The sequence below is a fragment of the Streptomyces sp. NBC_01003 genome (assembly GCF_045162695.1).
Lineage (GTDB): Bacteria > Actinomycetota > Actinomycetes > Streptomycetales > Streptomycetaceae > Streptomyces.
In genome coordinates this window covers 2026195-2047737 of record NZ_CP108707.1, presented here as the reverse complement: position 1 = coordinate 2047737, position 21543 = coordinate 2026195, and the positions used below count along the sequence as shown (strand labels likewise).

Genomic DNA, 21543 nt, shown 5'->3' with positions numbered 1-21543 from the left:
TCAGGAGATCTCAGGCGGTGCTCGGCAGCGAGTCGAGCAGCTCGGTTATGTGCGCGTCGATCGCGTCGCGAATGGTGCGCACGACGGCGATCGGGGCGCCTTCGGGGTCGGCGACGGGCCAGTCCAGGTAGCGGCGGCCGGCCACGACGGGGCAGGCGTCGCCGCAGCCCATCGTGATCACGATGTCGGCGGCCTGGACCACCTCGTCGGTCAGCGGCTTGGGAAAGGCGGCCTCCGCGGACGGGACGCCTGCCTCGGTGAGGACCTGGGCCACCACCGGTTCGATGGCCGCGGCGGGATGGGTGCCGGCGGACGACACCGTCACATGCCCCTGGGTGCGGTGGGCGAGCAGGGCCGCGGCGAGCTGCGAGCGCCCGGCGTTGTGGCTGCAGACGAACAGCACCCGCGGCAGTCCGCTGCCCGGCGCCCCCTCGATGTGCGCCAGGGCGTCGAGGCGTTCGGTCGCCAGGCGCTCGGCCAGGACGACCAGGTGCGTGGTGACGCGGGCGGTCGCGGCCAGGCGCTCGTAGGAGTCGGTGATGACCCTCTGCACGGTCTCCGCGCAGAAGCGGCCGCGGTGCGAGGTGGCCAGGCGGGCGGCGCCTGCCGCGAGACGCTCATCGGGCAGGACGGGGGACGGGGACACGAGAACCCCCTTCGGCGGGTTCCAGAAGATCAGCACCGACTGGTATCAGCGCCGAGTGATGTGAGAGTATCAGTCCATGCTGACTTCAGTCGACACTGATGTGATCCGGGTCCTGGGCGACCCGCTCCGCCTGAAAATCGTCACTCTGCTCGCCCAAGAGACGCTCTGCACGACGCACCTGGTGGAGGAGACCGGAGCCAAGCAGACCAACCTCTCCAACCACCTGAAGGTGCTGCGTGAAGCCGGCCTGGTGGAGACGGAGCCGTGCGGCCGCTTCACGTACTACAAGCTGTGCCCCGAGGTCCTGGCCGGCCTGTCCGAACAGTTCGCCGAGCTTGCCGCGTCGGCTCGTACTGCCGCCGAGAACAAGAGGGCCTGCTGATGAGCCGCACCGACACGACCCCGCAGACCGACCAGGGTGCGCCGGACGGCGCCGGCATCGTCGCCAAGCTCTCCACGCTCGACCGCTACCTCGCGGTGTGGATCCTCATCGCGATGGGCGTCGGCCTCGGGCTCGGGCGTCTGATCCCGGGTCTGAACGACGCCCTGGCGAAGGTCGAAATCGGCGGCGTCTCGCTGCCGATCGCGCTCGGCCTGCTCGTGATGATGTACCCGGTCCTGGCAAAGGTCCGCTACGACAAGCTCGACACGGTCACCGGCGACAAGAAGCTGATGGTGTCGTCGCTGGTCATCAACTGGATCGTCGGGCCGGCCGTCATGTTCGCGCTGGCCTGGATCTTCCTGCCGGACCTGCCCGAGTACCGCACCGGCCTGATCGTCGTCGGCCTCGCCCGCTGCATCGCCATGGTCATCATCTGGAACGACCTGGCCTGTGGTGATCGTGAGGCAGCCGCGGTCCTGGTCGCCCTGAACTCCGTTTTCCAGGTCATCGCCTTCGGACTGCTGGGCTGGTTCTACCTCGACCTGCTGCCGAAGTGGCTGGGCCTCGGCGACGGCCAGAGCCTCGACATCTCCATGTGGAAGATCGCCCTGAACGTGGTCATCTTCCTCGGCATCCCCCTGGTCGCCGGCTTCCTCACCCGCCGCATCGGCGAGAAGAAGCTCGGCCGCGCGAAGTACGAGTCCGACTTCCTTCCGAAGATCGGCCCCTGGGCGCTGTACGGTCTGCTCTTCACGATCGTCATCCTCTTCGCCCTGCAGGGGAAGACGATCACCTCGCAGCCGGTGGACGTAGTGCGGATCGCACTGCCGCTGCTGGTCTACTTCGCCGTTATGTTCTTCGGCACGTTCCTTCTGGGCAAGGGCCTCGGCCTGGCCTACGACCGCACCGCGACCCTTGCCTTCACGGCGGCCGGCAACAACTTCGAGCTGGCCATCGCGGTCGCCATCGCCACGTTCGGCGTCACCTCCGGCCAGGCCCTGTCGGGCGTCGTCGGCCCGCTCATCGAGGTACCGGTACTGATCGGCCTCGTGTACGTCGCTTTGGCATGGCGCAAGAAGTTCACCGCGTCCGCGATCGGTACACCTGTATGACTCTGGAGCACGTCGAGGTGCGGTGGCCCACGGGCCCGGGCGGCTTGCCGTCGGCCACCGGCCGCGTTGCCGGGCCGGGGCTCCGCCATTTCCGCGCCCGGGCCCTGCCTGCGGCTGCCGCATCCAGAGGCTCTTTGGGGGGCGAACGGGCGCAAGGCGAGGGTCAGCCAGGTGCTGCCGCTGGAAGGTCCTTGCTGAACCAGTGATCCGCCTTGCCGTGGCCCTCATATGGCTCAGTCTCCTGATAGCCGTGCCGGGAGTACAACGTCCGAGCCTCGATGAGCTGGCTGTTGGTCTCGCAGACGATCCGGGTCGCACCGAGTCGCTCGGCTGTCTCCTCGACAGCCCTCAGCAGGCCGCGCCCCAGTCCCAATCCGCGTCCGGCAGGGCGCACGTACATGCGTTTGAGCTCCGCGGTGGCGGTGTGCGAGTCCAGTAACCGCACCCCTGCGCAGCCCAGGAAATCTCCTCGTTCATTTCGTGCGACGAGGAACGCGCCGCCGGGCGGGCTGAGATCGAGGTGCGGGTCCGTTGCCAGCACAGTATGAAGTTCTGCATCGGTGGCGGCACGGCCCAGTACCCGTCGCCCCATCTCGGTGAAGTACTCGCGCATCACCTCGTCGACGCCCGCGCGGAGAACTGGTTCGGCTTCGATAGTCCAAGTAGGCATGCACGTCATCGTCCCGGGCCGGCCCGCGGCCGTCCATGGCCGTGCTGACGGAACTCAACTGCCTGGACTGCAGGCTTAGTTGCGCAGATCGAGCATGGCCGACATCGCTGCCACGACCGAGGGTGCGACGCGGTAGTACACCCAGGTGCCGCGCCGTTCGGACGTGAGCAGTCCGGCGTCCTTCAGCTTCTTCAGGTGATGGGAGACGGTCGGCTGGGAGACGCCGACATCGGAGATGTCGCACACGCACGCCTCGCCGCCCGCGTGCGAGGCGACCTTGGAAAACAGCCGCAGCCGCACCGGATCGGACAGGGCCTTGAACATCACGGCCATCTTCTCCGCGTCCGCCTGCGACAGCTCCCCGGCGGTGATCGGCGGGCAACACGGCACCACAGCCTCGCCGTCCAGCACCACTAGCTCGACAACCTCTGAATTCGACATACGTCTATGTTGACACTCGTCGATACGAGTGGCAAGGTCCAGACATAGACAGGCATCGAAATAAGGGGTTGTCGTGACCGCACTGATCCGCACCGCTCTCACCGCCGCCCGGGCCCGCCGCACGGCTCGTCATCTGGCCGGCGTCACCTTCTGCGACAGCCGTGCTCAGGTCTGCGACAGCTCCTGCCGCGCCACGGCCCACCAGCGGCGCAACCAGATGTCCGCGCTCTCCTTCGCCCGCTGATTCCTCCCACCCATTTCAGGAGACCGACCGTCATGAGTGAGCAGCAGCTCCCCGTCGTCGTCATCGGAGCCGGACCCGCCGGGCTCGCCGCCGCAGCCCATCTCAACGAGCGCGGTATCGGGCACCTGGTGCTGGAATCCGGCCCTGCCGCCGCGTCCGCCGTGCGCGAGTGGTCGCACGTGCGGCTGTTCTCCACCTGGGGCGAACTCGTCGATCCGGCGGCCGAGAAGCTCCTCGCGCCGACGGGCTGGACCAAGCCCGACGCCGCCGCCTATCCCACGGGAGGCGAGTGGGCCGACGAGTACCTCCAGCCGCTCGCCGACGCCCTGGGCGAGCGGGTCCGCTACGAGGCCACGGTCACCGGGGTCTCCCGTGCCGGCCGTGACCGTATCGTCGACGCCGACCGTGAGAGCCAGCCGTTCGTCGTCCACTTCACCACCCCCGCAGGGGAGGAGCGCGTCTTCGCCCGCGCCGTCATCGACGCCTCCGGCACCTGGACCACACCGAGCCCCGCCGGCGCGAGCGGCCTGCCCGCCCTCGGGGAAAGGGCAGCGGCCGACCGGATCACCTACCGCGTTCCCGACTTGAAGAACCCGGCCGTGCGCGCTCGTTACGCGGGCAAGCGCACCGCCGTGATCGGCTCCGGCGCGTCCGCGTTCACGGCCCTGGCCTCCCTCGCCGAGCTCGCCAAGGAGGAGACCGGCACGCACGCGGTGTGGATCCTGCGGCGCGGCATCAGCGGGTCCACCTTCGGCGGCGGCACCGCCGACCAGCTGCCAGCCCGGGGCGCGCTCGGCCTGGCGGCGAAGGCCGCCGTGGACAACGGTTACGCGGACGCGGTCACCGGCTTCCCCACCGACGCGGTCGAGCGCGATGCGGACGGCCGGCTGATCCTCATCGGTGAGGACGGCCGACGCCTGGACCCGGTCGACGAGATCATCGTCCTGACCGGCCTGCGCCCGGACCTCTCCTTCCTGTCCGAGCTGCGCCTGGGCCTGGACGAGCGCCTCCAGGCCCCACTCGAGCTGGCCCCGCTGATCGACCCCAACCAGCACTCCTGCGGCACCGTCTACCCCCACGGGCACCGCGAGCTCTCCCACCCCGAGCAGGACATCTACCTGGTCGGCATGAAGTCCTACGGCCGCGCGCCCACGTTCTTGGCCATGACCGGCTACGAGCAGGTCCGTTCCGTCGTCGCCGCCATCGCCGGGGACACCGAGTCCGCCGACCGCGTCGAACTTGCCCTGCCCGAGACCGGGGTGTGCGGCGGCGCAGGCCTGTTCGACGACCCCGCCAGTGAGCAGGGCGAGGGTGGCGGCTGCTGCGCTCCGGCGCCTGCCGTTGTGCAGATCGGCGTGGGCGCCGCCGCTGCCCTCACCGTTGAGGAGCCGTCATCGGGCGGCTGCTGCTGATTCGCCCCCAGTGCGCCGGCCATCCGGCGGGGGCACCATCCCAGCGTCAGGAGGATTCTCATGTCCCGAGTACAGCTCGCCCTGCGCGTCCCTGACCTGAACGCCTCGATCGCCTTCTACAGCAAGCTGTTCGGCACCGAGCCGACCAAACTCCGCGACGGGTACGCCAACTTCGCCATCGCCGAGCCCCCGCTCAAGCTCGTCCTCATCCAGGGCGTCCCGGGCGAGGAGACCCGCATGGACCACCTCGGCGTCGAAGTCGAAACCACCGAAGGCGTCCACGCCGCCACCAACCGCTTGGCCGGCGCGGGTCTGGCCACCGACGTTGAGAACGACACCACCTGCTGCTATGCCCTGCAGGACAAGGTGTGGGTCCACGGTCCTGGCCAGGAGCCCTGGGAGTCTACGTCGTCAAGGCCGACGCCGAAGCAGTGACCAAGCAGAAGGCTGACGCGTGCTGCGCGGGCCCGGCCGCTGAGAGCGAGAGCGTCCCGGTCCAGGCCGGGGGCTGCTGCCCGTGACCGACTCGGATGGCTCAGCCGCGGTCGCGACCGGAACCGGGGACCGGTCGCGGCCGCGCGCTGTGCTGCCCGCCCTGTGCGCCACGCAGATCACCAGTTGGGGCATCGTCTACTACGCCTTCCCCGTCCTCAATCCGGAGATCACCGCCACGACCGGCTGGCCCGTCGGGGCGACCACGGCCGCGTTCTCCGCCGCCCTGCTGATCTCCGCGATCGCCGGGATGCGCGTCGGCCGGATCATCGACCACCGCGGCCCGCGCACCGTCATGACCGCAGGATCCGTCCTCGGCGTCCTCGGGACTCTCCTCATCGCTGCCGCACCCAACCTGCTCGTCTTCTTCGCCGGCTGGATGGTGGCAGGGCTCGCGATGGCGGGGACCTTCTATCAGCCTGCGTTCGCCGCACTCACCCGCTGGTGGGCCCCCGACCACGTCCGCGCCCTCACCATCGTCACCCTGGCCGGCGGCCTGGCCTCGACGGTCTTCGCGCCCCTGACCGCGGTACTCGCCGACCACCTCACCTGGCGGGCCACCTACCTGGTTCTGGCCCTGATCCTCGCCGCGGTCACCATCCTCACTCACGCCCTTGCCCTCAAGGCGCCGTGGCCGAAGGCTGCCTCAGCGCCACGCCATGCCCACGGAGGGGCAGTCCAAGTGGCCCGGAGCCGGCCGTTCTGGATGCTGGCCTCGGCCCTCACTCTGTCTGCGTTCGCCGTGTACGCCGTCGTCGTCGCCCTTGTTCCGCTCCTGCTGGAGCGCGGTCTCAGCACCGGCCAAGCCGCCTGGGCCCTTGGCCTCGGCGGCGCCGGACAGACCCTCGGCCGCACCCTCTACGCAGTCCTCGCCCGCCGCACGGCAGTGACCGCCCGCACCACGTCACTGATCGCCCTTGGCGGTGTGACCACGGCCGCACTCGCGATCGTCCCCGGTCCGTGCACCCTTCTGGTCGTGCTGTCCGTCGCGGCCGGGATGGTCCGCGGCAACCTCACCCTGTTGCAAGCCACCGCCATCGCCGACCGGTGGGGCACCACCCACTACGGCCGCCTGTCCGGACTGCTCGCCGCCCCCGCGACCGCTGCTTGCGCTCTTGCACCATTCGTCGGCGCGGCACTTGCCGCACCGCTGGGCGGCTACCCGGCCCTCTTCGCGGTGCTGGCCTTCCTCTCTGGCATCGCAACGCTGGTCGCCGCCAGGTCGGCACCGACGAACACGCACGTTGGCGATGACGAACGCTGACCGGTGTGGGTGGCAGGCCTGCCGGAGCGGAATTACCGGCCATGGCTGGTCACCTTGTTGCCTTACCGACGGAGCGGTTCAGATGCCAATCGAAGTCTCGCCATCCTGATTCCTTCAGGTCACCGGGGCTGGTGTGGGTCGGGCGTGGGGTGCTCGTGCTGGTCAGGGGCGTGATCGGTAGCAGGGGATCGTCCGTCTTGTGACTCTTCGTCGAATTCGGTCCCCGTATTGCGGCTCGGTCCTTGCCGTGCTGGCCGTTGGTGTCGGATGCGGGAGGGGTTGAGCGGGGTGGACGTGCTGACCTGGACGCCGCCACCGCCCGGGACCTGGCCGCACTCATCGCGGACGGGGCGCCTGGGGCCTCGTCAACGACTGGATCGTCGACGGCGACGAGCCGCTCGATCCCGAGCAGTTGGCCGACCGGCTGCTGCGCCTGTCACCGGTCATCACCCGTGACCTCCTGCTCTCGAAGGCAAAGGGGCCGCGACGGGCATACGCCTGAAGCGCCGCGACCGGCGGCGCTTCAGGCGTATGTCGTGTCTCGTCGACCGGTCGCCGATTTCAGGACCAGGGCAGGACGAGCGCACCCCAGGCCACCACGGGCCCCGCGGCGACGATGCCGCAGGTGTAGCCGAGGACCTGGCGGTAGAAGCCGCGCCGCTCCACTCCCCGTGCATTGCTCAGCACCAGGGCCCCGTTGGTGGAGAACGGGGAGACGTCGACGATCGTGGTGGAGACGGCGAGAGCGGCTATCAGGCCCGTCGAGCTGAGGTGGCTGGACAGCAGCAGCGGAACGGCGATCGGGATGATCGCGGTGAGGATCGCGGTCGAGGAGGCGAAGGCGGAGGTGACGGCGACCGTGAAACACAGGAGGAGGGCTACGACGAGCGGGGTCCCGAAGTCGGCCGCGTGCTCGGAGATCTTCTCGATGATCCCGGCATGCTCCAGCATCGCGATGTAGGTCATCATGCCGCCGACCAGCAGCAGGGTGTGCCAGCTGATGCCGTCCACCGCCTTCTCCTGACGCTTCATGTCCAGGAGAGCCAGAAGCGCTCCGCCGGCCAGGGCGAGGACACCGATCTGCATTTGAAAGCCGAGAGCACACACCACCAGGGCAGCGAGGGCGGCGAGCGTGGCCCACTGGTGCCAGGTTGCTCGCTGCGTGGTCGTGTCGCCGTTCGTCGCCTCCTGTTCGGGCCGCGTGGTCGGATCCGCCGTCATCGTGCGGCGCCGCAGGGCGGCGAAGGTCAGCACGGACAGCAGGAGATTGACAGCGAAGCTGGCGAAGAAGAGGGTCGCAGGGGCGACGGACAGCTCGGTGTCGTCGACCATGCCGAGCACCAGCGCCCCTGACACGGCCATGGGGGAGAAGGCCCCTGCATGGGCGCCGCTGATCACCATCATCCCGGTCATCAGCGGGTTGATGTCGTAGCGGAAGGCGAAGTTCATGGCGATGGGCACCAGGATCGCCACGGCGGCAGGCGTGAAGGTGCCCAGCGACGTCAGCACCCCGGCCAGAAGGAACAGCACCCAGGGGATCAGGGCGGTCCGGCCCCTCACCAGGCGGACTCCGGCCGCGACCAGAAGATCAACCGTGCCGTTGCGGCGGGCCACGGCGAACAAATAGGTGACGCCGACGATGGTGAGGAAGAGCTCCACGGGGAAGCCCTCGAATATCTGATCCTCCGTCATGTTCAGTGCGGTCGTACCGATCGCGAACGACGCGACGAAGGCCAGGATGCCGATGTTGATCGGCAGGACGGTGCCGACGACGAACATGACGAGCAGCGCGCCGACGGAGACCAGCTCAGGAGACATCATTGTCCTCTTTGTCCTGCGGGGGGCGGGGCGGGCGAGAGGGTCCGGTGACTGCGGCTCACCGGGGAAGGGAGGCAGGGGTCAGGCGGCGGCCGGCAGCCCGGGATCGCGTACGAGGATGCGGGCCTGGCACAGCACACGCGCTGCCCGGGCGACGGTGACCCGGTCCGGTCCAGTGCCCGAGGACTCCACGGCCAGCACACCTGCAGGGGTGCCGATGCGCAGGACGCCGCGGCCGCCGACGGTGGATGCCTCGGCCACCACGGTGCCCTCGACGAGGTTGGCGGCGGCCACGGCCACCGCGGAGGTGAGCCCGATGGCCGGGTGCGGGGAGTTCATCGACAGCATCCGTACGGACACGTCGTACTCGTGCGCGCCCACGTGCTCGCCGAGGGTGGTGGTGTAGGCGACGGGAGAGCCGACGAGGCCGACCTTGGGCACCGCGTCACCGGGCGCGCCCCCGGGTTCGGCCAAGCCCATGCGGATTGCTGCGGCATGCCGGGCCGCACGCAGCTAAGGCACCTCCGTACGCATCTGCTCCAGCGTCTCGGCTCCGGTCCTCTCGGCGCGCAGCGCGTCCACCAGGACCACCGGCGCCCCGGCGTCCACCATGCTCACGGCCAACGACCGCTCGCCGACCGGCAGTACTTCAGCCGGCCGGCCGGTCGGCAGGAGGCGACCTGTCGCTGCGCCCGAGGGGTGACGAAAAGCGAGACCTACCGGCACGCCTCCGGCCAGCGTGCCCGGGACCGTACGGTCCCCGAACTCCTGGACCCGGCCTCCCGGGGTGTCCACCTCGGCTTCGAGAACGGCGCCCGTGTTGATGTTGCGCATGACTACGGGGGTGCGCTCGTCCCTGAGCGGCACCAGGCCCTCGGCCACGGCGTAAAGGGCAATGGCTGTCGCGCAGTTGCCGCAGTTGCTGCCCCACTCGACCGTGCCGGTCCCGATGCCGACCTGGGCGAAGAGGTAGTCGATGTCGACGCCGTCGTGGGCGCTCGCGCCGACCACGGCCGCCTTGGACGTGGTGGGGGTGGCGCCGCCGATGCCGTCGAGCTGAACGGGGTCCGCCGCGCCGTAGGCGTCGACCAGGATGCGCTCGATCCGATCGCGGTCGGCGGGCATGTGCACCTGGGGGAAGAGCCAGCACTTGCTGGTCCCACCACGTACGAGGGTTGCGGGAACGTGCATGTCAGAGCGTCTTTCTCTCAGCGCATCGGGTGCGGGACCGCTGCGTTGGCCAGACTCTCGCAGAGCCATTGGCTTGAGCACAATGTCTCGTTTCTTGAAGAGGGTTTAGCTGGGCTAAAGTCGCCGCATGCTCAATGTCCGCCGACTGCTGCTGCTCGCCGAGGTCGCCGAGCGCGGCTCGCTCACCGCCGCCGCGGAGGCGCTGTCCATGACCACGTCCGCCGCTTCCCAGCAGATGTCCCTGCTCGAGCGCGAGGCCGGGCAGCCGCTGATCGAGCGGCTACCGCGCGGCGTGCGCACCACCGCGGCGGGCGCCGCCCTCGCTGTGCGGGGCCGCACCATCCGCCGTGAACTGCAGGCAGCCGAAGCTGACTTGGAGGCGTTCGGCCATCTGGACCGTGGTGTCGTGACCCTCGGCTCCTTCCCGACGGCCAGTGCCTCACTGCTTCCGCTGGCCCTGACCCGCTTCCGCCGCGCCCACCCGCAGGTACGCACGGTCGTGCGTGCCGGGGTCCTGGCCCAGCTGCGGGAGATGCTGCACACCGGTGAGGTGGAGCTGTCGCTGCTGTGGGACTACGACTGGAACCGCGTCGACGACGACCAGTTGATCCTCACTCCCCTTCTGGAGGACCCCACGGTGCTGGTCGTGCCGACCAGTTCGCCGCTGGTCGCCTCCGACCGTGTGCGACTTTCCGAGCTGGCGGGCCAGGAGTGGATCATCCGCGCCGAGAACCACCCGGTCGCGGACGTGCTCCGGCGTGCCTGTCGTCAGGCGGGATTCGAACCGCGAATCGCCTATGCCTCCCACGACTACCAGGAAGTGCAGGCGATGGTCGCCGCCGGCCTCGGCCTGGCTCTTGCGCCCCGACTGGCCCTGACCAACCGGCGCAGTGACGTACGCCTTCTCTCCCTGTCTCACGACCAGTCGTCCGACGCCGTTTCCCCGGTCCGCCGCATTCTCCTGGCCAGGCCGGCCCAGCGCGCCGCCACGCCCGCGGCTCAGGCGATGGCCCGCGTCCTGCACGCCGTCGCGCGAGGATTCACCGACCCCGGACTTGACCGCCCTCAGCTGGGCGCGGTGCGGAAGCGCTGACGCGTCGCTCAACCGTGCAACGAACGGCGGGAGTTGGGAGTGAGAGTGGGGGCCACCATTGAGAGATTTTCATCCTGATTTCGCGGTCACGAGGCTGGTGTGGGTTGAGAGTGATGTACTCGCGCGGGTCAGGATCATGATCGTCTCGGGAAGATCGTCCGTCACCTCTGGCCCTCGGTGTTCGCGACGATGAGCAGGGCCCGCAAGAGGGTGGTCGCGTGGCGGGTGTTCATCCGGACCTTGGTGAGGATGCGCCAGGACTTGAGGTTGGCGAAGCCGTGCTCGACGGCGGCGCGTTCGCGGCTGAGTAGGCCGTTCGCCTCCTTCTCCGGGTCGGTGAGCTTGTGGTTCCGGTTGGCCTTGCGGCCGGTGATGATCACCGGATTGTCGTCGGGGTCGTCGTCCAAGCCGACGAAGCCGAGGTCAGCCAGGGCGTCGAGGCCGGCCTCGCGGAGATGTCCGGTGATCTTGTAGTGGCGGCGGTGGTGATCTCGCTGGACCGGCCCGGCCGGACCGAGGAGATCCAGATCAAATTGCCCTTCTCATCGGTCAGCGCGAGAAACAGCAGACCATGGGCCTTATGTTTCCCGCTGTAGTGCCTTCCGGTTCTCGGTTCCGGTGCGGCGGCGGGTGCGGATCAGAGTGCCGTCCAGCAGGACGACCGCGGCAGCCCACTTGGCGATCTCCTTCAGGGCGCAGTCCAGGCGCGGGGCGCGGGCGGCGAGCAGGCGTAGCCACGCACCCGTCGTGCGCGTCACCGCCGCGGGTATCAAACGCGTCTCCATGGCGGCACTGATCTGCACCAAGTCCGGCCATCGGCCCCGGCTGATCTATCGCATCCATCTCGACCGCGGCCCCGCCAAGGGCTGGCGCAAAGGCTTCACCGAGACCGACTATGCACGTCTGCTCGACGCCGCGCACCAGCAGCTCGGCGGCCCGATCGTCCTGGTCTGGGACAACCTGAACACACACGTCAGCCGCAGCATGCGGATGCTGATCGACGCCCGATGATGGCTGACCGCCTGCCAACTTCCGGCGTACGCACCAGAGTTCAACCCAGCCGAAGGCGTGTGGTCGCACCTGAAACGGTCGCTGGTCAACCTCACCAAACACAGCCTCGACCAGCTCACTGCGCTGGTGAAGACCCGACTCAAACGGATGCAGTACCGGCCCAGCCTCATGGACGGCCTCATTGCCGAGGCCGCGACATCGCGCTGCACCCCTGACATTCCACCACCTGATCGGTTTATCTCAGGCTGACCCAGATCGCGCCCGAGCGGTTGATCGACGTTTTTGGTCTTGACGGAGTCGTCTACTACGCCAGCGTGGCGGATTCATCTCTCGTTCCCGAGACGGCTCGATTCGTCGCCTCTAAGGAGTTCCTGCCGGTGAGTGGTTCACTCCGCTAGACAATCTTGAAGAAGGTAGGGATATTTTCTTCACCCTCTCCTTGGCGGCCGAGTTCGAGCGCGAATGAGTGGCGCCGCCTGCAGCGTGTGCCGAATGGGACGTCCTCGGGCAGCTCCTCTACTCCACGATCGCTATCGATCCGCCCACGGGGAGAATTTACGAATTCCCTGAGGGGGAGGAGTCGTACCTACCTCTGAACGGTGACATCTCGTCGTTTGTCCATGCGCTCATCGTCCTCAAGGAAGGGGAACGCGACTTCAAGGGCGTCAAAGACGACTCCGCACGCTCGGCCGCAGTGGAGCGCATGAAGCAAGACATCCGTGGCGTTGATGAGACCCCATTTGCGGACGAGGAAACCGTGTGGAGCCGGCTCTTCGACGAAATCTCGCTGGGAATGTGGGGCTGAGCGGCCCTCCGCGTCGTCTGCCACTTGTGCGCGACTGTCGCTCGCCTGCGGCATCGGTTGGCTGTGGCGCTTGGTGAGGTATTGCGCTGTTGACCTGCCGTCCCCGGCGCCGGGGGCCTTCTGTCTGCTCCGCGTCAGGAACCGACGCCGACCAACCGACGCAATTGCCTGAACAGCGGCCGTCGGAGCGAGGCCGCCCTCTGGGAATGTGGCGGGTTCCTGGCGGTGCCGACGGCCCCTCCGCGGTGAAGGTCGAGTACGTACCTAGCACTGGACGGCAGCCACTGAGCAACCCGGCCGCTCTCCGGTCAGCCCTGCCCGCCGTGGCTGATGCCCTCATCCTGGACACCGGCGCGCAGCGCCTGCACGAAAGTCGCAACTGCTGTGCACGTAGCGGGAGTACTGGATGATGAGGCCCACAGGTAGGACCGCGTCCCTGACCGTGATTCGGGAGGCTAACTGATTCGGGAGGCTAACTGAAATCCCAACGACCCCGATCGCCGGCACCCACTCTGGCGGGCGGTGGTCTGCAGGGTGGGTGAGCGCAGGGGATCACACCACGATGCACTGTGAGGGCGACCAAGTTCACCGAAACTCTGACGACGACGGCAAGTCGGCATTCGCCGACACACCGGACGTGGTCTGGCCATGGCCTTGTTCCGCGACGAGGCGGAGCACGCGCTCCCGCTCATGGCGGCCCCAGGTTTCCTTGGTCGCGAGGATGCCGACGAGCCCGATCACGGCCGCGCCGAGGTAGAGCAGGGCCGCGCCTGGCCAACCGAAGGCCCCTACCAGGGCGGCCGCGAGCAGTGGGGCGAAGCCGCCGATGGCCGCGGCGATTTGGTAGCCGAGCGAGGCTCCCGAGGTACGGGTCGCGGTGCGGAACTGCTCGGTGAGCAGAGAGCCCTGGGTTCCTGTAAGTGATGCGTGGATGAGGCCGATTCCGATGATGAACACCGTCACTACGAGGGCGGGTCGGGCGGAGTTGGTGAGCAGATACATCGGGAAGGCGAAGAGGATCGCCGCGACGCAGGCAGCGATATATATCGGGCGGCGTCCGATGCGGTCCGTGAGTGCGCCGGCGAGAAAGGTGACTGCAATGGCGAGAAGGCTGGCGGCGGTGATGGCGCCCAGAGCGACGGGCCTGAGATCGGGGTGGCGTTCGGTGATGTAGTTGAGAAGGTAGGTGGCGGTCGAGTAGTAGGCAAAGGATTCGACGACGCGCAAGGCTATGACGCGCAGGATGCCCTGCCAGTCGTCAGCCAGGGTGGCCCGGAGCGGGTTCTTCTTGGTCTCGCCGCTGGCCTGGGCTTCCTGGAATTCAGGGGATTCGGAGAGCCGGGAGCGAACGATCAGTGCGACGATCACGAGGATGGCGCTGAGCAGGAAGGGGGTCCTCCACTGCCAGTTGCCGTCGAGGGTGTCGCTCCACGCGAACACACCGCTGGCCAGGGCTATGCCCAGCGGGTTGCCTGACTGGGGTATCGCGGCAAACATGCCCCGGCGGTGCCACGGTGCGTGTTCGTAAGCCATGGTGATCGCTCCGCCCCATTCGGCTCCGAACGCGAGGCCCTGGATCATGCGGATGGCCACGAGCAGGATCGGTGCGAGCACACCGACTTGTTCGTAAGTGGGCAGCGCGCCGATGAGGAACGTTGCCGCGCCCATGACGGTCATTGCTGCGACGAGGACGGGTTTACGGCCGAACTTGTCGGCGAAGTAGCCGCCGATGGCGCCTCCCAGCGGGCGCATGACGAAGCCGACAGCGAGAGTCGCGAAGGAGAGAAGAGTGCCGACGAACCGGTCGCTCCCGGGAAAGAAGACCGCTCCGAAGTAGAGCGCGGAGGCCGTGCCGTACGCGATGAAGTCGTAGTTCTCGACGCTGGTGCCGAAGGCAGCAGCGATCGCTGTCTTGAAGCGGTCCTTGGAACCCAGCGGGCTTTGCCGTCCGGCGGGGGTACTGGTGGACATGAGGTTCTCCTTGATCGGTCGCCGGATCGTTGCCGGCGTCTACGCAGCGAGGAGGATGGGGGCCGCACGAGGGCAGGCCGGTCCATTGAGTGAGTGTTTTCGGGCATGCCGAGAAGCCGCCCGGCGTAGTCGTGCGTGGGTAGGGCGAGTTCAGTGTCAGCGAAAGAGCGGGTGCTCTCGCTTTGGGGGGTGTGGGTGGTTGGTCAGGGGGCCGAGGCGAGGGCGTCGAGCGCGTTGAGTTTTGCGACGCGACGGCGGGTGTCTTCGTCGTCGTCGAAGACGGCCCCGAGGAACTCACGGATGATGTCGGGCACGAGTGCGTGCGGGACGAGCCAGGCCCCCATCGCAATGGTGTTGGCGTCGTCGTGCTCGACTGCCTGGTGGGCGGAGTAGGGCTCGTGGGCGAGGCCGCAGCGGATGCCGGGAAGTTTGTTGGCGGCCATGACGGCGCCCTGGCCAGTGCCGCATACGAGCACGGCCCGATCGGCGGAACCGGAGAGCACAACTTCGCAGGTGGTGCGGGTGATGTCCGGGAAGTCGACGGGGTCGCAGCTGTGGGTGCCGCAGTCGATCACTTCGTGGCCGAGAGCCTCAATGGCTTCGTGGACGGCGGCCTTGAGCGCATATCCGGCGTGGTCTGCGCCGAGGGCGACCTGCATCGTTGGTCCTTTCAAGATGGGTGCACTGCCTTCCGCCTTCCGCCTGATGGGTGACGGGCGTTGCAGTGCAGGGGCGTGTGTACCGGCGACAAGCGCAGTCGACTGTCTTGCGGGGCATTGCCTGCTCGGCCGCGGGCGCCATCAGGGTGCACACCCATTCGCTTCGGAGGGGTGCTCTCCGCCCGGCCGACTGCGTGTCGGCCGATCGGGTTGCAACACGTCGGCTGGGACGAGTCGAGGGGCTGAGGTGGTCACTGTCCTCGTGACGGCGGCGCCGAGGGCGATTCGGATCCTCATCGGATGTCCTGCACGGACCGGTCGACGAAGGTGGTGGGAATACGTTGTCCGGGTGCGGTGCGGTCTGCGATGAGGTCGACGAGCCCACGTACACCGAGCCGGCCGATCGACGAGGCGTCGTTGCGGACCGCGCTGATGGGCGGCGAGGTGAACTCGAACCAGTCCAGGTCGTCAAAGGAGACGACCTCGATGCGGGCTGCCTGCTCTGCGCCGAGCCGCTCGCGTAGCGCGCGCACGGCTCCCAGGGTCGTCTGACCGTTTGCACCGAACACGGCGGTGAACGTGACCCCGCGGTCGAGGATGCGGCACATGGCCTCTGCCGCACCGCCGGCCAAGAAGTCACCGGCGTCGAGCAGCCTGTCGTCGGTACTGATGCCGTGCGCCTGGCGCCCGGCGAGGTAGGCGGCGCGGCGCTCGGCTCCAGTCGAGAGCGTGTCCGGGCCGCCGATGAACGCGACGTCGTGATGCCCCCGACGCTGCAGCCAGGCGAGTACCTGCTGGACGCCTTGAGCGTTGTCGGTGCCGTACAGCGGGGCGTCGACGCCCTCGATCGTGCGATTGAGGAACACGAGCGGCAGCCCGGACGCGAGCGTGGCCGCGACCTGCGGCGAGACGGTGCCCTGCGGCGAGAACAGCAGGCCGTCGATGCGTTGGGCGGCGAAGGTCCGGAGGTAGGCGTCGGCCTGCTCCGCGTCCTCGTTCGCGTTGGCCAGCAGCACGGTGTAGCCGTGGTGGCGTGCCTCCTGTTCGGCGGCGTGGGCCAGTTCGGAGAAGAACGGGTTGCGGATGTCCGAGACGAGCAGTCCCAGTACGTCGGTTCGGGCCCGCCGCAGGGAACGGGCGGGTCCGTTGGCGATGTATCCGAGCTCCGCTGCGGCCGCGAGCACGCGGGACCGTGAGTCGGCCGAGGTCTGGCTGCTGCCGCTGAGTACCCGGGATGCGGTACCGAGTGCGACCCCGGCCCGTGCCGCGACGTCTTTGATAGTGGCCACCCGCCCCACCTCCTCGTGGAAACGTTTCCATGAACGGAACAAAACTAAGATCGCACATCGACGGTGAGATGAGCAAGGTTCCAAAAGGAAACGCAGGAGCGCAGGACCGGCGCCGAAACGCCAGCCGGCCGGGCGTACTTCGCCGCTGCGTGCAGACTCCGTGGCAGAGGACGGGCGCCTCGCCGTCCGTGCGATGCCCGGCTCGGCGAGTCCGGCGGAGCAACTGCACGCTGCCGGCATCGACGCCGAGTCGATCGCGGCGTCGGCGCGGCTGCTGCTCGAGACGGCCGTGGTGCGCTGACCGAAAGGCAGCGGCATGACCAGCAGCCGGCTGCCGGGGGTACTACGTCGCGCGGTGTGTCAGCCGGACGGTTCGTCGGCGCGGAGCTGGAGGACGTCCGCCTGCTCACCTTGCACTCAGTCGGCTGGCGCCTGCACTGTCCGTCCACGCGACGCCCGGCGGCCGGCAGGTTCTGGGTCCACGCAGCCGACGGACAGGGCCGACCGACGGATCCCGCGCTGTGGGTGCCGGAAAGTAGGTCCATGCAGGTCATGCAGGATGTCGGCACTCGTGGAGGTCGTCGCCGAGGCGATCGTGTCGGCGTATGCGAGGGCTGGCGATTCGCTCGGGTTCGAGCGGTTGGGGGAGAGGGCGGAGCGGAGCGGCCGTCTGGAGCGATCGGTGGTGGGAGCGGTGGAAGGCGGCCCAGGTGACGGTGGTCCGCTGCGGGGTGCCGGGTCGATGCCTCGTGGTGGAGGATCTCCCAGATGGTGGAGGCGGCGATCTTGATGCCGAGGGTGGCGAGTTCGCCGTGGATGCGCCGGTAGCCCCGGGTGCTGTTCTCGCGGGCTTGGCGCAGGACGAGGGCTCGGATGGAGCGGACGGTGCGGGGGCGCCCGGGCTGCTTGTTGCAGGAGGCTCTCACGTGGCGCCGCCGGAGCAGGTCGCGATGTCATCGCAAGATGGTGTCCGGACGGACGAGCAGCCGCAGCCGGCGCAGGGCGGCGAAGAGGTGAGCAGCGGTCAGGTAGGTGAGACGGAGCAGCACGAGTGACCAACTCGCGAACCGCACTCTCAGAGCTGCCAAGCCAGCCAATGATCGATCGGAGGGGCCACCGATCGGGGGTCGTCACACCCGGTCCGCTGCTCCGCTACCGGCATTCCGTCCCCCCACGAGCCGCATTCCGGCGGTTCCCTCGGCTTGGCGGTGGGGGAGGAGGTCACCGAGGCGCAGCTACGGAACCTGTTCGGCGCGGGAGGCCGGCACGCGCACGCGGACCGGATCGCCGCCGACCGGCTGGCCGCGGGGGGACAGACCGGTGGCCGTCGGGGCCGTAGAGCACAGGTCAGTGCGTGACATCCGCTGTCTTTGTGGGGTCTTGGGCGGGGCAGGAAGGTGACAAGCTCAGCTCACCGCCACGCCGTAGGGGCTGGTGCCGACGGTGACCGTGGCGACGACCTTGTTGGATTTGGGGTCGATGACTGTGAGGGTGCCCGCGGCCTGTTCCGTCACGTAAACCGCCTGGTGTGTGACCTCGATGTTGAACGGGTCGGTGCCGGTAGGGCCCACGGAAATGGTCGACGAGACCCGGTTGTTGCCGGTGTCGATCACGGATACATGGCCCGGGCCGAGAACGGCGGCGTAGACCGACTTGCCGTCCGGTCCGATCGCCACGTCGAAGGGCCCTTCGCCGACCGGCACGGCAGTCGCTTTGCGGGTGCGGGTTCCGACGGCCAGGACTCGTGCTGCCACCTCGTCGGCGACGTAGGCCGACTTGCCGTCGGGGGTGACGGCGACGCCCACAGGGGAGTGCCCCGCGGCGAGGTTCCCGGTGACCTTGCGTGTACGGGTGTTGATGACCGACAGGCTGCCCGACCCGGAATTGGCCACGTAGGCCGTACTGCCGTCACGACTGAAGGCCACGCTCACCGGGGACTTACCGACCGGGATGCGTGCGGCCACCCGGTTGGTTCCGGTGTCGATCACCGACACCGTGTTCGAGCCCCCGTTGGCGACATAGAGGGATCTGCCATCGGGGCTGAGGCCGACACCTGTGGGGCTCTTCTCCACCGGCACGGTCTTGGTGATTTTGTTGGTGCGGGTGTCGAGCACCGACACCTGGGCCGAACCGTTGTTGGCGATGTATACGTGCCCGCCGCCCGGGGCAACCGCGACACCTTCGGGTGCCTTGCCGGCTTTCACGGTTGCGACGACCTTGTAGCTGCGGGCGTCGATCACCGAGAGAGTGTCGTCCTGCTGGTTCGTGACATACACGCGGCCGTCGGATCCGGAGCCGGGTCCGACGGGCGCGGGCGTCGTAGCGGCGGCATGTGTGTCGGCCGACCCGGCGGTCGTACATGAGGTCAGCAGGATCCCGATGGCCGCCGCGAGGGCGGGCCGGAGCGTCCTGGGGGGTCGTCGGCAGCCATTACTGTCCCTGGCCCGCAGGGCAGAGAGCATCTCGCCTCCTGTGTGCATCGCAAGGTTCGGTCCGAGACCAGGCGTCAGATCGTCGACGGCTGTCCGGCGGCAGGTCGGGATCAGGTCACGAGCCCGCGGGCGTAGTAGTCGTTCTCGTCCCGGACTCCCGGAAGTGCGAAGAAGTAGCCTCCGCCCTTCGGCGTGATGAAGGGCACCAGTGCCTCGTCTTCCAGCCGGTTCTGCATGGCGATGTAGGTGTTGAGTTCCCTCTGGTAGCAGACGAAGGCGTGCCCCATGTCCAGTTCCGGCGGATTGGGGCTGCGGTCGTAGTCGTAACTGCGACGCAGGATGGTGCTGGTCGGCGCGGTCTGCGGGGTCTGGGGATTGGCAAGGCGGATGTGCGAGTTCAGCGGGGTGATCAGGCCCTGCGGGTCGTTGGTGTAGATGGGGTCGAGGAGGTCCGTGGCGTTCTCGCCCACGGCATACATGGGTGCGCCGCTCGCCTTGCGGCGGCCGAAGATCCGCTCTTGCTGGGCGACGGGCACCTTCTGCCATGCCTCGATGTGGAAGTGCACGATACGCACCACGTGGTAGGTGCCGCCCGCAGCCCAGGCGGGTTCCCCGGCCTTCGGCTGGGCCCAGACCCACTGAGCCATCTGGGCGGGATCGGTGGTGTCCGGATTGGAGATGCCGTCCTTGAAACCGAACCAGTCGCGCCGGACACCGACGGGGCGTTCCGGATTGCGCTGCCCGTCGATGCGCCAGCGCAGCTTCATCGCGGATGCGGTGTGGGTCAGGATGTCGATCAGTGCGTGCACCGTCGTGTCGCGGTGGTCGGCGCAGATCTCGATCAGCAGGTCTCCCTGGCTCAGGGCAGGATCGAGGTCGTCGTGGAGGAAGGGTGTCATGGTGGCGAGCTGGACCGGCTTGCGCGCGCTCAGGCCGTAGCGGTCGTCGAAGAGGGAGGCACCTACTCCGACGGTCAGGGTGAGACCGTCCGGTACGACCGCGGGTCCCAGGATGCCGCTGTCCGATGGCGTCGATGTCGGGGGGACCTTCGGGGGCCTGCCGCCCGACGTCAGGAACCGGGCCCGCGCGGTCAGTGTGCGGAACAGCTCGGTGAGCTCCGCGCGGTCGGCGGCGGTCACGTCGCACGAGAGGAAAATTGCGTCCTGTTGGGGCGGGGTGAGGATGCCGGCCTGGTGAACGCCGTGGAAGGGAATCACACGGGATTGCGTGCGCTTGGTCTCGGCCACCGGGGAGGCGAGGGCCGTGCCCCCGCCCAAGGCGATCCCGCCCGCTGCTCCGGCCAGACCCGCGGTGGCGCCCTGAAGAAACGACCGCCGGGCAAAGGCGCTCGCCGGGCACCCTCCGCCGCTCCACCCGTCCTCCACGCTCGGATATTTTTCCTTGGTCATGGTTCCCCTAGGGCGGTGAGCCAGGTCGCGGCAGTACGGCACTGGCGTGAGCGGTTTCCATGAGCCCGGCCCGGCACCGAGAGCCGAAAAGGCGCATGACCGCATAGAGCAGCCCCACCAGCTCCTGGATCGCCGCCAGTTGCATGACTGTCCGTAAAAAGGAACATATCGGACACGCGCGCTGATGCCACTCGCAGTGCCGCCAGGTGGCGGCCCTGTGGGCTCCGAAAAGGTCATCCGAGCTGGTCAGGCTGCATGGTGGTATTCGTGGAGCGTTCCGCTGAGGCGGTCGCGTCTGCGTATGTTCCGGTGGGCGATCTGGCCCGGATCGGTGACCGGCTCGGGGTGTGAGCGTAGAGGTGATGCTTGGCCGAGTGCACGATGCGGGCGGTGGTTGTTGTAGTGGTCTTCGAACTCTCGGAGGGCGCAGAGGAGATGGTGTGGGTTCCAGATCAGTGTGTGGTCGAGTAGCTCGCGGCGGCAGGTGCGTACCCAACGTTCCATGATCGCGTTCATCCGGGGCATGCGAATGCCGGTGAGCACCACTTTGATTCCGGTATCCGCGAGGATCGCGTCGAACAGTTGGGGATACTTGCCGTCCCGGTCCCGGATCAGGAATCGCGCATGATGACCGGCGTCCTCCAGGTCCATGACGAGGTTTCGTGCTGCTTGCGTGACCCAGGCTGCGGTCGGGCCTCCTGAACCTCTACTGGGCCGGTGCGCTCGAGCTCGACGAGATGATCACTCGGACCTACTCTCTCGACGGCATCCAGCAGGGCTACCATCACCCGCACGCCGGCAAGAACATCCGCGGGATCGTCGTCTTCGACTGATCACCTGCACCGCTTGTGGACGCTGCGCCATGGGGATGGTCTCAGGGGTGTGACGGGCGAGCCTGGATCGCCCGGGTCAGGGCTGGAAGGCCGAGCTGCACCGCGTGCTGTTCCCGCTCGGACGGCTTCTCGATGAGGTCCGCAGGGATTCGGCGCGCTCGGCGCGCCGCTGCCGGAAGACCTCCAGGCCGGCGCCGGTGGCTTCCACAAGGACGACCCGGCCGTCACTGCGATCGGTGTACGGACTCTGGACAACCACTCTCTCTATGGCCATGATGACGAACAACTCCATACGGTATGCAATCTACAGTCTGGGGTTGGCCAGGTGTGATGACTGCCGTCGTCGCGCAGGGTGTGCGTGTGGGGGCC

At 68.2% G+C, this 21543-nt stretch carries 22 protein-coding genes and 2 pseudogenes; 10 read left to right on the top strand and 14 right to left on the bottom strand.

Annotated features, from left to right (window positions below; all coding sequences use genetic code 11):
• Window positions 1–10: 10 nt before the first annotated feature.
• The gene (locus OG698_RS09675; RefSeq protein WP_406102637.1) at window positions 11–646 is read right to left on the bottom strand and encodes a low molecular weight phosphatase family protein; all 636 of its coding nucleotides are present in this window, start codon (window positions 644–646) and stop codon (window positions 11–13) included.
• 76 nt (window positions 647–722) lie between these two features.
• Between OG698_RS09675 and OG698_RS09670 the strand changes: the two genes are divergently transcribed.
• Both OG698_RS09670 and arsB read left to right on the top strand, forming a co-directional pair.
• Window positions 723–1028: a helix-turn-helix transcriptional regulator gene (locus OG698_RS09670; RefSeq protein WP_100595489.1), complete on the top strand. Its 306-nt coding sequence runs from the start codon at window positions 723–725 to the stop codon at window positions 1026–1028.
• The gene (arsB, locus tag OG698_RS09665; protein ID WP_406102636.1) at window positions 1028–2140 is read left to right on the top strand and encodes an ACR3 family arsenite efflux transporter; all 1113 of its coding nucleotides are present in this window, start codon (window positions 1028–1030) and stop codon (window positions 2138–2140) included. The genes OG698_RS09670 and arsB overlap by 1 nt, the downstream gene beginning before the upstream one ends.
• 163 nt (window positions 2141–2303) lie before the next feature.
• Here arsB and OG698_RS09660 read toward each other — a convergent pair whose 3' ends face one another.
• Together OG698_RS09660 and OG698_RS09655 are read right to left on the bottom strand one after the other, a co-directional pair.
• On the bottom strand, window positions 2304–2753 hold the full coding sequence (locus OG698_RS09660) for a GNAT family N-acetyltransferase (RefSeq protein WP_406102635.1): 450 nt from the start codon (window positions 2751–2753) through the stop codon (window positions 2304–2306).
• A gap of 132 nt (window positions 2754–2885) precedes the next feature.
• Window positions 2886–3251, bottom strand: coding sequence for an ArsR/SmtB family transcription factor (locus tag OG698_RS09655; RefSeq protein WP_406102634.1), 366 nt, complete (start codon window positions 3249–3251; stop codon window positions 2886–2888).
• 73 nt (window positions 3252–3324) lie between these two features.
• Here OG698_RS09655 and OG698_RS09650 point away from each other — a divergent pair, with 73 nt between their 5' ends.
• From OG698_RS09650 to OG698_RS09635, 4 genes and pseudogenes are all read left to right on the top strand, one after another.
• Window positions 3325–3495: a hypothetical protein gene (locus OG698_RS09650; RefSeq protein WP_406102632.1), complete on the top strand. Its 171-nt coding sequence runs from the start codon at window positions 3325–3327 to the stop codon at window positions 3493–3495.
• Window positions 3496–3527: 32 nt separating this feature from the next.
• Window positions 3528–4907 carry an NAD(P)-binding domain-containing protein gene (locus tag OG698_RS09645; RefSeq protein WP_406102631.1) on the top strand — a complete coding sequence of 460 codons (1380 nt, stop codon included), beginning with the start codon at window positions 3528–3530 and terminating at the stop codon, window positions 4905–4907.
• Window positions 4908–4967: 60 nt separating this feature from the next.
• A pseudogene (locus OG698_RS09640) lies at window positions 4968–5428 on the top strand (ArsI/CadI family heavy metal resistance metalloenzyme).
• Window positions 5425–6663, top strand: coding sequence for an MFS transporter (locus OG698_RS09635; protein ID WP_406102630.1), 1239 nt, complete (start codon window positions 5425–5427; stop codon window positions 6661–6663). Before OG698_RS09640 ends, OG698_RS09635 begins: the two are co-directional and overlap by 4 nt.
• A 561-nt stretch (window positions 6664–7224) precedes the next feature.
• Here OG698_RS09635 and OG698_RS09630 read toward each other — a convergent pair.
• Together OG698_RS09630 and OG698_RS09625 are read right to left on the bottom strand one after the other, a co-directional pair.
• Window positions 7225–8481 carry an SLC13 family permease gene (locus OG698_RS09630; protein ID WP_406110939.1) on the bottom strand — a complete coding sequence of 419 codons (1257 nt, stop codon included), beginning with the start codon at window positions 8479–8481 and terminating at the stop codon, window positions 7225–7227.
• A gap of 81 nt (window positions 8482–8562) precedes the next feature.
• A pseudogene (locus OG698_RS09625) lies at window positions 8563–9672 on the bottom strand (PrpF domain-containing protein).
• 127 nt (window positions 9673–9799) lie between these two features.
• On the opposite strand from OG698_RS09625, the gene OG698_RS09620 reads away from it, so the two are divergent.
• The gene (locus OG698_RS09620) at window positions 9800–10765 is read left to right on the top strand and encodes a LysR family transcriptional regulator (protein WP_406102629.1); all 966 of its coding nucleotides are present in this window, start codon (window positions 9800–9802) and stop codon (window positions 10763–10765) included.
• 161 nt (window positions 10766–10926) lie between these two features.
• Here OG698_RS09620 and OG698_RS09615 read toward each other — a convergent pair whose 3' ends face one another.
• Together OG698_RS09615 and OG698_RS09610 are read right to left on the bottom strand one after the other, a co-directional pair.
• Window positions 10927–11172, bottom strand: a complete 246-nt coding sequence (locus OG698_RS09615) for a transposase family protein (protein WP_406102628.1) — start codon at window positions 11170–11172, stop codon at window positions 10927–10929.
• A 171-nt stretch (window positions 11173–11343) separates the two neighbouring features.
• Window positions 11344–11523 carry a hypothetical protein gene (locus tag OG698_RS09610; RefSeq protein WP_406102627.1) on the bottom strand — a complete coding sequence of 60 codons (180 nt, stop codon included), beginning with the start codon at window positions 11521–11523 and terminating at the stop codon, window positions 11344–11346.
• On the opposite strand from OG698_RS09610, the gene OG698_RS09605 reads away from it, so the two are divergent.
• Together OG698_RS09605 and OG698_RS09600 are read left to right on the top strand one after the other, a co-directional pair.
• On the top strand, window positions 11513–11776 hold the full coding sequence (locus OG698_RS09605) for a transposase (protein ID WP_406102626.1): 264 nt from the start codon (window positions 11513–11515) through the stop codon (window positions 11774–11776). The two genes, OG698_RS09610 and OG698_RS09605, sit on opposite strands and share 11 nt — an antisense overlap.
• A 466-nt stretch (window positions 11777–12242) precedes the next feature.
• On the top strand, window positions 12243–12581 hold the full coding sequence (locus tag OG698_RS09600; RefSeq protein ID WP_406102625.1) for an SUKH-4 family immunity protein: 339 nt from the start codon (window positions 12243–12245) through the stop codon (window positions 12579–12581).
• A gap of 585 nt (window positions 12582–13166) precedes the next feature.
• Here the strand turns inward: OG698_RS09600 and OG698_RS09595 are convergent.
• From OG698_RS09595 to OG698_RS09585, 3 genes are all read right to left on the bottom strand, one after another.
• Window positions 13167–14552 carry an MFS transporter gene (locus tag OG698_RS09595; protein WP_406102623.1) on the bottom strand — a complete coding sequence of 462 codons (1386 nt, stop codon included), beginning with the start codon at window positions 14550–14552 and terminating at the stop codon, window positions 13167–13169.
• A 203-nt stretch (window positions 14553–14755) separates the two neighbouring features.
• The gene (locus tag OG698_RS09590) at window positions 14756–15211 is read right to left on the bottom strand and encodes an RpiB/LacA/LacB family sugar-phosphate isomerase (protein WP_406102621.1); all 456 of its coding nucleotides are present in this window, start codon (window positions 15209–15211) and stop codon (window positions 14756–14758) included.
• Window positions 15212–15504: 293 nt separating this feature from the next.
• A complete protein-coding gene (locus OG698_RS09585; RefSeq protein ID WP_406102619.1) occupies window positions 15505–16500 on the bottom strand; it encodes a LacI family DNA-binding transcriptional regulator in 996 nt (331 codons plus the stop codon).
• 160 nt (window positions 16501–16660) lie between these two features.
• On the opposite strand from OG698_RS09585, the gene OG698_RS09580 reads away from it, so the two are divergent.
• Window positions 16661–16801 (top strand): hypothetical protein, encoded by a 141-nt coding sequence (locus tag OG698_RS09580; protein ID WP_406111741.1) that lies wholly within the window; start codon window positions 16661–16663, stop codon window positions 16799–16801.
• A 652-nt stretch (window positions 16802–17453) separates the two neighbouring features.
• Here the strand turns inward: OG698_RS09580 and OG698_RS09575 are convergent.
• From OG698_RS09575 to OG698_RS09560, 4 genes are all read right to left on the bottom strand, one after another.
• Window positions 17454–17588 (bottom strand): hypothetical protein, encoded by a 135-nt coding sequence (locus tag OG698_RS09575; protein WP_406102618.1) that lies wholly within the window; start codon window positions 17586–17588, stop codon window positions 17454–17456.
• Window positions 17589–17906: 318 nt separating this feature from the next.
• Window positions 17907–18962: a beta-propeller fold lactonase family protein gene (locus tag OG698_RS09570; RefSeq protein WP_406102617.1), complete on the bottom strand. Its 1056-nt coding sequence runs from the start codon at window positions 18960–18962 to the stop codon at window positions 17907–17909.
• Window positions 18963–19042: 80 nt separating this feature from the next.
• Window positions 19043–20341: a Dyp-type peroxidase gene (locus tag OG698_RS09565; protein WP_406102615.1), complete on the bottom strand. Its 1299-nt coding sequence runs from the start codon at window positions 20339–20341 to the stop codon at window positions 19043–19045.
• Between the two features lie 246 nt (window positions 20342–20587).
• The gene (locus OG698_RS09560) at window positions 20588–20992 is read right to left on the bottom strand and encodes an integrase core domain-containing protein (protein ID WP_406102614.1); all 405 of its coding nucleotides are present in this window, start codon (window positions 20990–20992) and stop codon (window positions 20588–20590) included.
• Window positions 20993–21543 lie beyond the last annotated feature (551 nt).

What these genes read in the sequence shown, in the direction of transcription:
- OG698_RS09570 (WP_406102617.1), bottom strand. Translation starts at nt 18,962, where the DNA reads ATGCTCTCTGCCCTGCGGGCCAGGGACAGTAATGGCTGCCGACGACCC.
- OG698_RS09620 (WP_406102629.1), top strand. Translation starts at nt 9,800, where the DNA reads ATGCTCAATGTCCGCCGACTGCTGCTGCTCGCCGAGGTCGCCGAGCGC.
- OG698_RS09590 (WP_406102621.1), bottom strand. Translation starts at nt 15,211, where the DNA reads ATGCAGGTCGCCCTCGGCGCAGACCACGCCGGATATGCGCTCAAGGCC.
- arsB (WP_406102636.1), top strand. Translation starts at nt 1,028, where the DNA reads ATGAGCCGCACCGACACGACCCCGCAGACCGACCAGGGTGCGCCGGAC.
- OG698_RS09660 (WP_406102635.1), bottom strand. Translation starts at nt 2,753, where the DNA reads ATGCGCGAGTACTTCACCGAGATGGGGCGACGGGTACTGGGCCGTGCC.
- OG698_RS09565 (WP_406102615.1), bottom strand. Translation starts at nt 20,341, where the DNA reads ATGACCAAGGAAAAATATCCGAGCGTGGAGGACGGGTGGAGCGGCGGA.
- OG698_RS09560 (WP_406102614.1), bottom strand. Translation starts at nt 20,992, where the DNA reads ATGGACCTGGAGGACGCCGGTCATCATGCGCGATTCCTGATCCGGGAC.
- OG698_RS09630 (WP_406110939.1), bottom strand. Translation starts at nt 8,481, where the DNA reads ATGTCTCCTGAGCTGGTCTCCGTCGGCGCGCTGCTCGTCATGTTCGTC.
- OG698_RS09670 (WP_100595489.1), top strand. Translation starts at nt 723, where the DNA reads ATGCTGACTTCAGTCGACACTGATGTGATCCGGGTCCTGGGCGACCCG.
- OG698_RS09655 (WP_406102634.1), bottom strand. Translation starts at nt 3,251, where the DNA reads ATGTCGAATTCAGAGGTTGTCGAGCTAGTGGTGCTGGACGGCGAGGCT.
- OG698_RS09595 (WP_406102623.1), bottom strand. Translation starts at nt 14,552, where the DNA reads ATGTCCACCAGTACCCCCGCCGGACGGCAAAGCCCGCTGGGTTCCAAG.
- OG698_RS09645 (WP_406102631.1), top strand. Translation starts at nt 3,528, where the DNA reads ATGAGTGAGCAGCAGCTCCCCGTCGTCGTCATCGGAGCCGGACCCGCC.